This is a genomic window from Pseudobacter sp., from assembly GCF_051955275.1.
Classification (GTDB): Bacteria; Bacteroidota; Bacteroidia; order Chitinophagales; family Chitinophagaceae; genus Pseudobacter.
Genome location: NZ_JBQCGW010000262.1, coordinates 1 through 11,349, shown reverse-complemented (window position 1 = coordinate 11,349; position 11,349 = coordinate 1). Strand labels below are relative to the sequence as shown.

The window sequence follows — 11,349 nt, the reverse complement described above, 5'->3', positions numbered from 1 at the left end:
GACAACAAAATTGAAAACTAATTCTGAATTTTCTGGGGGGTGTTTACGTCAAATGCCGGGGTTGATCGCGACAGACTTCCAGCTTATTTTTATTGCATGAAAAATATAACCATAGTAGTCCCGAAAGGCATATTCAACCTGGGGAACATTGAAGCTGTAACACAGATCTTCACTGCTGTGAATGATCTGCTGGAGGAAGAAGGAAAGGATCCTGTCTTCCACGTACAACTGGCCGCCACAGAGCGTGTGAACCAGTTGGAGAATAATGTTTCCATCACAGTGAACAGACAACTGATCGATGTTGATTCTGCAAATCTCATCATCGTTCCTTCTGTGCAGGGACATCTTGAACTGGTGCTGGAACGCAACCGTGAATTGATCGACTGGCTGAAGCTGCAACATGCGAAAGGAGTGGAGATCGCTGTGCTTTCTTTATCTGCAGCATTGCTTGCAGAAACAGGTTTGCTCGATGGAAAAGGATGTACTTCACACTGGATGATCGGTGAAGAACTGAAAAAAAGATTTCCCTCCATCAAACTGCAATTGAACCAGGTGTTCACGGATGAGAATGGTTTGTACACCAGTGCCGGTGGATTCAGTTTCCTGAATCTTATCCTGCATATTGTGGAAAAAGAAACGGATCGTGAAATGGCCTTGCTGATCTCCAAGATCTTCCAGATCGATATCGATCGCACCAGCCAGAGCCCGTTCATTATTTTCAGAGGACTGAAACATCATGGAGATGATCCGGTGATCCGCGCACAGGAATACATCGAAGCGAATTACAAAGAGAAACTGACGGTGGATGAACTGGCCCGCAAATTCCTGCTCGGCAGAAGAAGCCTGGAGCGTCGTTTCAAAAAAGCCACGGAGAACACGGTGATAGAATATATCCAGCGTGTGAAAATGGAAGAAGCACGCAAGAGCCTGGAAAGTTCACCGGCAGGTGTACATGAGATCATGGCTGAAGTTGGATATTCCGATCCCAAGGCGTTCAGGGAAGTGTTCAGGAAAATGGTAGGACTTAGTCCGGTTGAGTACAGAAGCATGATCGGCAGGCAGGCGCCCAGCGAATCCTGATCCATTCTTTCCACAGACATACAGGCAGTTTCCGGTGAATTCCCGGAATAATGTAAATTTGGTTAAGGCGGTCATTTCACAGCATTAACCCACTTGCAATGCCTGAGAATATTACGGACAGAACGGTTTTTTCTTTGCTGGAAGTTCAGCGGAGCATCCAGAAAACGCTTACCGACAGGTATGGCAGTTCCTTTTGGGTAAAGGCCGAAATGAACAAGCTCAATTATTACAAGCAGTCGGGGCACTGCTATCCTGAGCTGGTGGAAAAGCAGCAGGGCAAAGTGGTGGCCCAGATCAAGAGTGTTCTCTGGCGTGAAGACTTTGTGCTCATCAACAAGCATTTTCTCTCCTATCTCAATGAGCCGCTGAAAGACGGCATCAAGATACTCTTCCAGGCTAAGATGATCTACGATCCAGTACATGGTCTCAGCCTCCGTATCCTCGACATCGATCCCAGTTATACCCTCGGCGACCTGGAAAAAGAAAAAATGGAATCCATCAGCCGGTTGGTGAACGAAGGGATCTTCGATCAGAACAAATTATTACCCATACCCCTTCTGCCGCAGCGGATCGCTATCATATCCGTGGAAAGCAGCAAGGGGTATGTGGATTTCCTGGAAGTGCTGGATGGAAATCCATGGCGCTATAAATTCTTTCATTACCTCTTCCCTTCCCTGCTGCAGGGTGATAAGGCCATCGATACCATCAGGTTCCAGTTGGCCCGCATTCAGAAAGTGATCCACCATTTTGATGTGGTGGCCATCGTCCGTGGCGGCGGCGGAGATGTGGGACTGAGCGTGTACAACAATTATGAACTGGCCAGGGCCATTGCCCTGTTTCCGATTCCTGTGATCACTGGAATCGGACATGCCACCAATGATACGGTGGTGGAAATGGTAGCGCATGCCAATGCCATCACGCCCACCAAGATTGCGGAATATCTCATTCAGCGTTTCCATAATTTTTCTGTACCAGTGATGCAGGCCACTGAAAAGATCACTGACCGCGCACAGCGGCTGGTGAATGAAGAAAGGAACAGATTGAGATCAGAAGTGAAGCTGTTCAGATCAGTGACAGCCACCGTTACGCTGGAGCATCGTAACCAGCTGATGAATACGGTGAACAACCTGAAGCAGCAGACGAAATACCGGCTGCGCGTACAGCAGGAGGAACTTTTGAAGATAAAACTACCAGAGAAAGCAGCTGCATTCCTGAAGGAGAACAACAATATACTTACACAGCTGGAAAGGAATGTGGCGAATATGAACCCTGAGAAGGTATTACAACGCGGATTCAGCATCACCATGAAAGATGGAAAAGTTATAAAAGATGCAGATGAAGTGAAAGAAGGAGATATAATAGAAACAGTACTGCATAACGGAACCATCAGCAGTACAACCTTATCCAAAAACAAATAATAAAGTATGGAATCGTCATCACTGGATTATACGGTGGCCTTTGAAGAACTGCAGCAGATTGTGAATGATATTGAACTGGGTGAGATCTCTGTTGATGAGCTGTCTGATAAAGTGAAGCGTGCAGCGGAGCTGATCCGTATCTGCCGAAACAGGCTCACCACTACAGAAGAAGATGTGAACAAGATCATTAAAGAACTGGATGCTGCCGGAAGGGACCCTTTCCAGGAGAGCTGAGGATAAGTTTACTTAAAGTGTGTCCAATAGCTCGCGTCCCCGCGAGTTACTTTTATTTGCTCGTCTCCGGCGTGCCCAGTATTCGCCGGAGGCGAACAAATATTCCTCACTCGCCGGAGGCGAGCGAGTGCTCCCCGGCAATCGGTTACATTTTCTTGAACGTAAGCTGTTCTGTTTGTTCGCCCCACAAGTGGGGCCTGAAATTGATAATAGTGAGCACTCCATCCTTAATATTATACTCAACAGGATTGGGATGCCAGTAAGAGTCATAGCCGGGCGGGGTGATGATCATCTTGCCGTCCTTTAGTTTATACGTGTATTCAAACTTCACGGGACCTGAAGAAACCCGCAGGTCTTTAACAGTAAATGCAAAGTTGGAATGGAAGGTAATGGAGGAGCGGCCGTTCACCGGGCTTTGCTCATAGTAAGTTTCGGAAAAGATGGGAAATGGAGAGCCTCCGCCTTCGCCTTTTTTGCAGGCGCAAAACACCAGGGGGAATGCCATCAGTAACAGGAGAAAGAGCTTTCTCATAAAACAGGTTTTGGGGATGACAACGGGAAACCCGCAACCGTTGCAGCTTTTAAAAGGTTTTGCCTTGATACGGAAGTTTTTGCTGTTTAACCAGCCAGTCAATCAGTTATGATGAATATGGATCTCCAGGCAGGAGCCTTCTCCAACAGTGCTATGGATCCAGGCTTCACCGCCCATCAGCGCCACCCGGTTGAGGATGTTTTTAAGGCCCAGACCTGAGTGTCCGTTCAGGGCAGGTTCTACCTCAAAACCCTTTCCATTGTCTTTGATCATCATCACAGTTCGCTCTTTCCTGTTATCGATACTGACCTGTAAATGCGTGGCGCCGGCATGTTTGAGAATATTCTGCAAGCCTTCCTGCACGATCCTGAAAGAGATGAGCTTCTGCTGGTCTTTGAGGGCACAGTCCTCCAGCCCGCTGAGTTCCAGTTCTGCATAAATGAATCCGGTTTTGTTGATCCGGTTGATCTCTTCCCTGATATTCTCTATCCAGTTGAAATGCTGTGCATGGTCGTGGTTCAGGCTTTTAGCGATCTCCCGCAATTCCTTCATGGCCTTGCCAACATTGTCACGGATGGAAAGCACCATTTCTTCTTTGCCCGGAAGCTGTTGATGCAGGAGGTTGAGCCCGATCTTTGCCAGGCTCAACACCTGTCCCACATTATCGTGGATCTCCTGGCTGATAAAATGAAAGGTTTGCTGCTGGATCTCCAGGCGGGACTCCAGCAGTTGTTTTTCATACTGCTCCTGGATCCAGCGTTTTTCCCGGGTCATTTGCTTACGCCTGTTCTTGTGATGCATAACAGTTACCAGGAAAAGGATAGCCAGGAAAAGCAGTACGGCAATTACGGCGATGATCACTGCGAGGATCTGGTCAGTGGGTTGCGACATAAATAAAATCCATAACAATAAGAGGTGTACAAAATAATGTTGGCAGTGGGTATGATAGCATGGTAGAGGCTCTTGCTATGGATCTGGATGCCATGCTCCCTGATATAAGGCTGCAACCCCAGCAGCACCAGGGTAACCAGTGCAAAGAGGAGGTTGCCGGCATTGATCCAGAAATAAGGATGATGATACAAAGTGCTTTCTATGCTATCAGTTACGGATAAGCGGAAAAGAACGAGGCAGCTGAACACAATAGTGAGCAGCATCAAAAGGAGGAGCGACCAGGAATTGAAGTTCCGCACTCCTTCTCCAAAGAAATAATTGATACAGATGAAGCTCATGCTGAGGATAGCGATCCACCTGAAGATGGCGCGTGCGGCACCGGTCAGTTCCAGCATCTGCCTGAACAGGTACAACCATACGGGAGTTGAGAACAACAGGTAGACATTGTAAATGAAATAGTTGTTGGCCCAATTGAACAAACGGAAATTGTTACCAATGACCTCTATCAATACAATGAAGGAGAGCAAAGGCAGAAAAGCCGCAATGGACCATTGTTTCAGGCTGCTGAAAAACCTGCAGGCAAAGCCCAGGCAGATCAGTTGTGCAAGCTGGAAGAGATGGAACTGCATGCGTTTGTTTTATGGTTGAACACCTCCAAGTTCCCATACGGGCGGTCCATTCTGAAAAGCTGCCGGTACGGTGGCTGTTTTATATAATCCGCTCAGCATTCGCCTGAACTGAGCGCCCTGTGACTTTATCACAGGCACAATGAAGATGCTCACACGGTTGAGTTTGTATTGCCAGTTGGCGGGATCTTCGCCCACTTCCGTGAGAAATTTTTCATCCAGGTGACCTGGCACCATCAGAAAGCCGATGTCTTTAGGCTCAGCACCGGGAAAGTATTTGAGCATTCTTTGCATCCATTCTATCATAGGCAGACCGTCATAGCTCACTGAAGTGGTGATCATTTCCTCCTCAACAGTGAATGTCACTTTGCCACTGGGGCTTGTTACAAACCCGTGTGCATTCATGATTTCAGCATAACGCTTAAAACAGGGGATGGCGAATTCCGCTCTTACTTCCCGGCCTGTGAATTGAGGTCCGCCTTTGGGCAGGTTGTCTGAACTGACTGGTTTGTTTTTCGGTTGTACAGGTGTGTAAGTATTGTCGTTTGTTAGCTGTCCTGTTTTGCAGGAAATGAATAGAAAAAGGGCAATTGCCGCCACGAAGCAGTGCAGTTGGTTTTGGTTCATAACATAATGAATTTTAGTTATAAGAGTGCAAAGTAAGCAGCTTGCTGCACATATTCCTTTGATATGCTGCTGCATAAATATTAGTAATTCCCAAATGCGGTAAAGAATGGCCGGTTTGAGGTTGTATTGCTGAAAGAAAGGAGGGAAACACGGTGCGGGCACCGTGAAAGGAACTTGTTATTGATTACCATATTGAACTTTATTGGATAGAAAGGCACTCCTGAACATCTATCAAAAGCATAAAAACTACCGGATATGTCTATCCCATACAGGTTTGTTATTGAATTACTGTGAACAATCCCATTATATTATCATAAAGATGGTTGCAACGCTTTCATGGAACTGTATTTTTATCGAACTTAGATGACTGAAATCACAGGAAGAAACACAACAAGTATGGGAATATTTGATTTTTTCTCTAAGAAAAAGAAAGATGACCAGTCCGCTACCCAGTTCCCCCAGCAGCCCGCAGCAAAGCAAGAAAAATGGGATCAACAGGCAACAAAGCCTTCACAGCATGATGCAGATTATCTCCTGGAAAAGATAGAAGTGATCCCGGGACTGGTGCTTCCCCGCGCTTTTGCCGACCACTGGCCGGAACTCTCCCAGACAAAAAGAACCTTCATTAAAATAAATGCCATCCCTTCGGATGATATCGGGTTGGAGCAAAGCAAGTTTGCATTTTATCCCATGTTGCCCGTTGGATTTCCTTATCCAACTGCAAAGGATGGAAATTTCATGTTTCCTCTGGCGCAGATCAATTTCCGGGAAATGCCTCCCCTCCAAGGATATCCGAAAACAGGATATCTTCAATTCTATATAGCCACTGATGATACGCATGGATTGCGTTTTGATAATGAGCCCAGCGATTTTAAAGTACTGTTCTTTGAGGAACATGAAGTGGAACAGTACCAGACTGACTTCAGTTTTCTCAGCCCGGTACTCTCCGATGAGATGCAACCTGTGTATAAGCCGCATGTTTTAAGTTTCGAAATACAGGAAGAGTATTTTGGAGTTGCCAATGCTGCCAGCGAAAAGACATCTGTAATATCCCTGAATGAAATTGCCGCGAAATATGATGGCGATCTGGAGGATGAACTGATGGAGTTTGCGTACGATAATTTCTCTCACAACGGCCATAAGGTGGGAGGCTATGCTTATTTCACACAGGAAGATCCAAGGATGTATAATGAAGAGCTGAAAAATCATGTACTGCTACTGCAGATAGATTCTGATATCGAGATCATGTGGGGCGATAGCGGTGTTTGTAATTTCTTCATTCACCCGGATGACCTGGCTAAGAAAGATTTCTCCAACGTATATTATAACTGGGATTGTTCCTAAACTGTCCTCACCAGCTGGCGATAAGCCTGTAACTCAACATGGGCCTGACCTGCAAGCACACTGGCAGCAGTGATTTGCTGTTGCTGCTGTTGCCGCTTCGTTACAAGATGTTGCCTAAGCTGTTGTAATCCGCCGTAGTTGGTCCTGATCTCTGTTTCCAACTGCTTCTTTGACTGGTCTGCATCACTCAGGATTTTCAGAAACGCAATATTGAGTTGCTGATTATCCGGGTAGTATACAAAACCTGAAGCCATCTGCCGTTGCCAGGAAAACAATACCTGCTCATATTTATCGCCGATTCCCTGCACTTTGATATTTGAAAGTTTAGAAATATCGGAGGCTGTTGTGATACCTGCGTTGTACAACGACTGCTTCCTGGAAGCCCCGATACTGGGAATGGCATGGTCCTGCAAGGCAAACTGCTGCAGGAATGAATGCAGCTGCTGATTATAGATACGCTCTTCTTCCAGGCGCTTTTTCAGCTGGATATTTTTTGGAATGTCTTTGTATTGTGTGATCAATTGAGAGATCCTTTTCCCCTGGTGCTTGTAATTCTCAATATCCTGCTGACTCCTGTAATCTTCCAGCAGTATGTCGATCCGGCGGTGGAGTGCCTTGTGCTGCTCTTTCAGTTTCCCGAGCTCTGTTTGCATGTACCATTTCCAGGGTAGCCCCAGGTAAACAAATACGGCAAGTCCCAGTATTACTATTCCTGAAACAGTGCTTAATAAAAAAACAGGTATCGCAAACAGAAACAGAACTACCGCAACTGCTTTCTTCTGACTCCGGAATTTCTTCAATTTCTCAGGGTGGCTCACGGGCTTGAGAGCGGCCGGCGGAATGCTGAGATCTGCGTCCGGGATATGCACCGGCTCCACCCTGAACCCCTGGATGAACTTGTCAAAGTCTGTGCTGATGGAGCTTTCAGCAGTATAAACATCGTCAATGAAGTACAGAATATTCCGCCTGTTCTTGAAATCGCACCAGGGACAGGAAGCCATTCCTGATGGATAGCTATGAAGTTTGCTGCGCGAACAAGTGGTCATCTGCTTCATCAGCAGGCTGATCTCTTTGATCCATAGCGCAGGTAAAGGCCGGTTACTGGTTTCGAAAGCCTGGTGGAAAAGGTCCTCTATGCCACCGGGCAGGTTCTTTATATCCCAGCTATCTCTTGGAGGAGTGAGCAATTGCTGGCGGCTGTGGGTTGACCAGGCAAAGAGCTGCCTTTGAATAGCTACTTCTTCTCCAATGTCTTCATTAGTATGGTTGACACCTGAAAATGGATGTCTGCCCAGGAAGAGCATCTGAAAGATCAGAATAGCCATTGAAAAAGAATCGGTAGCGGTAGTGCGGACCACATTCTCAAAAGTTGAGAGGCGCAACAGCTCTGGCGGGGTATACCGGGGAACGCCTACCTCGCAATAATAAACTTTGTTTCCATCGGAGATCTGAAACGAATCGCAGTCGATAAACGCTACCATGCCCTGTTTGTTCACCAGCAGGTTGCCTTCGTTCACATCGCCTACTACAAGGCCCGCTGCATGCAGGGTATGAAAGGCGGTAGCGATATTGCGCGCTACATGCACCAGGAAATTATAACCCTTGTCGGGGAAAATCTTTTTGCGGTCCATGGGACCGAAGAGCATGTGCAGCGGTACATAATCATCCAGCTTCTTCATCACAACGCCAACCGGCTTGCCCCGTTTGTCGTGCACCAGGTCAACCGGCCAGGCTGCGTAGGTCTGCATCTGTTCACTGAAGCGGCTCACCATCAGTTGCAGCTTGGCGGCTTTTTGCTGACTGAGCGGCTCCGTGTAGATCTTCAGTACTTCTGCAGGATTACCCAGCAGTTCATACACTTCTCCTTCTCCTCCTTTGCCGAGAAGCCGGGACGTAGTGTAAACGCCCTTTGCGCCGGTATACTGCTGGTTGATCATGGATCAGAAACGGGTTGCGAGAAAAAGTGTTTTATCGTCGTCGGTCCTGTTATTGATTGGTTCGCTGTTGAGATATTCTCCCAGCTTGCGTTGCAGCACGGCCAGGTGCTCTTCCTCCGTGGCCATACGCAGCCACTTGAAAAGATCATGGAAGAAGGGTTGGTGAACGCTCAGGGTTTCGTTATTCAGGGTAAGCAGTTGCAGTCCGTCTGTGAAAACGGCTATTTCTTTGATGGTTTCCTGCAAACGCATGATCCTGAGATGGCTCATATTCGGGTCGTCTACCAGGAAGGCCGTGGTATTGGAGTACTCTCCGTTATGTGGCCACCATATTGTCGTATATTGGTTAACGTTAGTATAACGGATAATAGCGCCATCACCTACCTGGAAGAACAACGCGGAGAACTCAGTGATCACTGCTCCTAATAAAGTGCAGGAATATTCATTGATATTCTCTTCTTTTTCGTCGGCCATCTGCCGGAGATGGTCATACACCTGCTCCAGTATTTCAATGATGCCATTCTCTTCAATGGTCCCAAAAGTGCTCAGGTGTTTGCTGATGGCTTGTACGGTGTTATGAACAGTGTACGATGAAGCTTTTGCGGCATGTATTGCACTGCCGGCTCCATCACTCACGCAGCAGATCAATGCTTCGTCTCCTTCCGGCAGGGCCAGGGTTGTAAAGGCCACTGCATCTTCGCAGCCGCGTTGGGACTGTAGATGCGAGGTGCCGGTAATGGATTGTCCGATTGCTTTCCAGATCATACTTCTGCCCAGCCGGTAGGAGGTAAAAGATTCACTTTGTTGCCAGGATTCTTGCTGGATACGGATTTGAGAGAACCCGAGAGCCAGATGAAGAATTCGCGGAACATCAGTCCTTTTAATTTGAGCGGTTGCCTTACAGAGATCTCCCGGAGGATATCAAAGTTGGCATCTTCCACTCCGATAGCGAAGAAGGCAAAAGAGCTCATGGCTTCTCCTTCTCTTACCTGCATGGCCGCTTTACTGTGACTGTCAGTTGGCGCTCCATCAGTGATCAGAATGATCCAGGGTTTGTAATAGCCGATGCCATGAGCTTTGTATTCGTTCTTTCTGCGGGTAACCATATCTATGCCCAGGTTGATGGCGGCACCCATAGGAGTATCGTTCTCTGCATGTAATGGCCGGGGAAAGAAATTACCAACAGTGGTAAAGTCTGATTCAACGGTAACAGGTCCGAATGTAACGATGGCGATTTCCACTCTTTTGGATGCGAGCGGATCGGCGAGTAATTCTTTTTTCAGTGTTTGGATCCCTTCATTCAACTGTGCGATGGGCTTGCCTGACATGGAGCCTGAGGTATCCAGCAGCAGCACGCAGGGGCAACGGGGTTCAGGGTTGTCCGCAAAACTTTCACTTCCGAAGGGGATCTGTTCAAAAGAAATATACTCATCCATAGTGATGCGTTGTAGAATAAATGTAATGAATCCAAATGTAATTCCTTTTAGGTAATATTGTAATCGTAATCACTTAGCAGCAACTCCAACAACATTACTGCATGGCAGCCCAGGAAACTGTAGTACCCCAGGAAGGCGAGCTCCTCTTGCGACTCGCAAAGGGAGACGAAGCAGCGTTTACCGCGCTGTATCGCCACTACAGTGGACCTTTGTATATCAACTTCCTGCGCATGGTGAAGGACGAGGCCATAGCAGAAGAGATCATCCAGGATCTTTTTTCACGCATCTGGCTCAAACGGGAGACCATCAATATCGAAAAAAATTTCAGTGCCTATTTATACCGAACAGGTTATAACCTGGTGATGGATTTTTATCGAAAGGTAAAAAGAGACCAGGTGCTGTACGATAAATTCAGGCAGGCAGCCACGGAGAACTACAGTCATATTGAAGAGATCCTGCACCTGAAAGACAGTCAGGCCCTGATCAGCAAAGCACTGGATACCTTACCCCCGCAACAGCGGAAGGTATTTGAGCTCTGCCGTATTGAAGGCCATACCTATAAGGAAGTGGCGGAGATCCTGGGAATTTCGCACCATACGGTAAAAGAATACTTTGTAAAGGCTAATCAGGCCATTCGTAAATATATCACAGGAAATGTAGACACCGCACTGGGACTGCTTTTCATCTACGCCTTATACTATTCAATCTGAAAAAAGGGATATTCCATAATTTTTATTGGTAACACCCCCCCGCATCATTATTCCTGAACGTCTTTAAAAATAAAGCCATTGTGACGCAACCCAACAATTTTGCCAGCCTTTACCGGAAATTGATGGAGAACGAGTGCTCACCGGAAGAAGTGGAACAACTCCTGCTTTGGCTCGCGGCTGAGAAACCTGATCCTCTTACAGAAGACCTTATCCATCAACAGCTGCAGGCATCGGTTCCTGAAAGCGCCGTTACTGCTGATATAAAGAACCGGCTGGAAGACCGGCTGAAAGCCATCCTGCAGAAACAGGAACCTTATCCAGTGGTACATCGTATTCATTTCATGCGTCGCTGGGGCTGGGCCGCCGCTTCCATTGTGGTACTCCTGGGCATTGGTGCTTACCTATGGTTGCGCCCCGGAACCGCACCAAAAACAGATCCCACGCAGGTAGTTACGGTTACACCGGATGTTGAACCCGGCAGGAATGGAGCGATACTTACACTGGCCGATGGCAG

General features: G+C 47.2%; 12 protein-coding genes and 1 pseudogene. 6 read left to right on the top strand and 7 right to left on the bottom strand.

What is annotated here, in order from left to right; translation table 11 throughout:
- The first annotated feature begins 96 nt into the window (after positions 1-96).
- From ACTHMC_RS22960 to xseB, 3 genes are all read left to right on the top strand, one after another.
- The gene (locus ACTHMC_RS22960; protein WP_440416761.1) at positions 97-1,080 is read left to right on the top strand and encodes a GlxA family transcriptional regulator; all 984 of its coding nucleotides are present in this window, start codon (positions 97-99) and stop codon (positions 1,078-1,080) included.
- A gap of 98 nt (positions 1,081-1,178) precedes the next feature.
- Positions 1,179-2,498 carry an exodeoxyribonuclease VII large subunit gene (gene xseA, locus ACTHMC_RS22955; RefSeq protein ID WP_440416759.1) on the top strand — a complete coding sequence of 440 codons (1,320 nt, stop codon included), beginning with the start codon at positions 1,179-1,181 and terminating at the stop codon, positions 2,496-2,498.
- 6 nt (positions 2,499-2,504) lie between these two features.
- The gene (xseB, locus tag ACTHMC_RS22950; protein ID WP_440416757.1) at positions 2,505-2,732 is read left to right on the top strand and encodes an exodeoxyribonuclease VII small subunit; all 228 of its coding nucleotides are present in this window, start codon (positions 2,505-2,507) and stop codon (positions 2,730-2,732) included.
- Positions 2,733-2,877: 145 nt separating this feature from the next.
- On the opposite strand, the gene ACTHMC_RS22945 is transcribed toward xseB, so the two are convergent.
- The 4 genes from ACTHMC_RS22945 to ACTHMC_RS22930 all read right to left on the bottom strand — a co-directional run bounded on the left by ACTHMC_RS22945 (position 2,878) and on the right by ACTHMC_RS22930 (position 5,408).
- Positions 2,878-3,264, bottom strand: coding sequence for a hypothetical protein (locus tag ACTHMC_RS22945; RefSeq protein WP_440416755.1), 387 nt, complete (start codon positions 3,262-3,264; stop codon positions 2,878-2,880).
- 102 nt (positions 3,265-3,366) lie between these two features.
- Positions 3,367-4,155, bottom strand: a complete 789-nt coding sequence (locus ACTHMC_RS22940; protein WP_440416754.1) for a sensor histidine kinase — start codon at positions 4,153-4,155, stop codon at positions 3,367-3,369.
- Positions 4,122-4,784, bottom strand: a complete 663-nt coding sequence (locus ACTHMC_RS22935; RefSeq protein WP_440416752.1) for a hypothetical protein — start codon at positions 4,782-4,784, stop codon at positions 4,122-4,124. Before ACTHMC_RS22935 ends, ACTHMC_RS22940 begins: the two co-directional genes overlap by 34 nt.
- Positions 4,785-4,793: 9 nt before the next feature.
- Positions 4,794-5,408: a hypothetical protein gene (locus ACTHMC_RS22930; RefSeq protein ID WP_440416750.1), complete on the bottom strand. Its 615-nt coding sequence runs from the start codon at positions 5,406-5,408 to the stop codon at positions 4,794-4,796.
- A gap of 396 nt (positions 5,409-5,804) precedes the next feature.
- On the opposite strand from ACTHMC_RS22930, the gene ACTHMC_RS22925 reads away from it, so the two are divergent.
- On the top strand, positions 5,805-6,752 hold the full coding sequence (locus ACTHMC_RS22925) for a YwqG family protein (RefSeq protein ID WP_440416748.1): 948 nt from the start codon (positions 5,805-5,807) through the stop codon (positions 6,750-6,752).
- On the opposite strand, the gene ACTHMC_RS22920 is transcribed toward ACTHMC_RS22925, so the two are convergent.
- From ACTHMC_RS22920 to ACTHMC_RS22910, 3 genes are read right to left on the bottom strand one after another with little or no spacing between them, the layout of a single operon-like run.
- On the bottom strand, positions 6,749-8,689 hold the full coding sequence (locus tag ACTHMC_RS22920) for a protein kinase domain-containing protein (protein WP_440416746.1): 1,941 nt from the start codon (positions 8,687-8,689) through the stop codon (positions 6,749-6,751). The two genes, ACTHMC_RS22925 and ACTHMC_RS22920, sit on opposite strands and share 4 nt — an antisense overlap.
- Before the next feature lie 3 nt (positions 8,690-8,692).
- A complete protein-coding gene (locus ACTHMC_RS22915) occupies positions 8,693-9,454 on the bottom strand; it encodes a PP2C family serine/threonine-protein phosphatase (RefSeq protein WP_440416744.1) in 762 nt (253 codons plus the stop codon).
- Positions 9,451-10,125: a vWA domain-containing protein gene (locus ACTHMC_RS22910; protein WP_440416742.1), complete on the bottom strand. Its 675-nt coding sequence runs from the start codon at positions 10,123-10,125 to the stop codon at positions 9,451-9,453. The genes ACTHMC_RS22915 and ACTHMC_RS22910 overlap by 4 nt, the downstream gene beginning before the upstream one ends.
- Positions 10,126-10,226: 101 nt before the next feature.
- Between ACTHMC_RS22910 and ACTHMC_RS22905 the strand changes: the two genes are divergently transcribed.
- Both ACTHMC_RS22905 and ACTHMC_RS22900 read left to right on the top strand, forming a co-directional pair.
- Positions 10,227-10,835: an RNA polymerase sigma factor gene (locus tag ACTHMC_RS22905; protein ID WP_440416740.1), complete on the top strand. Its 609-nt coding sequence runs from the start codon at positions 10,227-10,229 to the stop codon at positions 10,833-10,835.
- Between the two features lie 80 nt (positions 10,836-10,915).
- Positions 10,916-11,349: pseudogene (locus ACTHMC_RS22900) on the top strand (hypothetical protein); the annotation flags it as partial.

What these genes read in the sequence shown, in the direction of transcription:
- ACTHMC_RS22960 (WP_440416761.1), top strand. Translation starts at nt 97, where the DNA reads ATGAAAAATATAACCATAGTAGTCCCGAAAGGCATATTCAACCTGGGG.
- ACTHMC_RS22940 (WP_440416754.1), bottom strand. Translation starts at nt 4,155, where the DNA reads ATGTCGCAACCCACTGACCAGATCCTCGCAGTGATCATCGCCGTAATT.
- ACTHMC_RS22945 (WP_440416755.1), bottom strand. Translation starts at nt 3,264, where the DNA reads ATGAGAAAGCTCTTTCTCCTGTTACTGATGGCATTCCCCCTGGTGTTT.
- xseA (WP_440416759.1), top strand. Translation starts at nt 1,179, where the DNA reads ATGCCTGAGAATATTACGGACAGAACGGTTTTTTCTTTGCTGGAAGTT.
- ACTHMC_RS22915 (WP_440416744.1), bottom strand. Translation starts at nt 9,454, where the DNA reads ATGATCTGGAAAGCAATCGGACAATCCATTACCGGCACCTCGCATCTA.
- ACTHMC_RS22925 (WP_440416748.1), top strand. Translation starts at nt 5,805, where the DNA reads ATGGGAATATTTGATTTTTTCTCTAAGAAAAAGAAAGATGACCAGTCC.
- ACTHMC_RS22930 (WP_440416750.1), bottom strand. Translation starts at nt 5,408, where the DNA reads ATGAACCAAAACCAACTGCACTGCTTCGTGGCGGCAATTGCCCTTTTT.
- ACTHMC_RS22920 (WP_440416746.1), bottom strand. Translation starts at nt 8,689, where the DNA reads ATGATCAACCAGCAGTATACCGGCGCAAAGGGCGTTTACACTACGTCC.
- xseB (WP_440416757.1), top strand. Translation starts at nt 2,505, where the DNA reads ATGGAATCGTCATCACTGGATTATACGGTGGCCTTTGAAGAACTGCAG.
- ACTHMC_RS22935 (WP_440416752.1), bottom strand. Translation starts at nt 4,784, where the DNA reads ATGCAGTTCCATCTCTTCCAGCTTGCACAACTGATCTGCCTGGGCTTT.
- ACTHMC_RS22910 (WP_440416742.1), bottom strand. Translation starts at nt 10,125, where the DNA reads ATGGATGAGTATATTTCTTTTGAACAGATCCCCTTCGGAAGTGAAAGT.
- ACTHMC_RS22905 (WP_440416740.1), top strand. Translation starts at nt 10,227, where the DNA reads ATGGCAGCCCAGGAAACTGTAGTACCCCAGGAAGGCGAGCTCCTCTTG.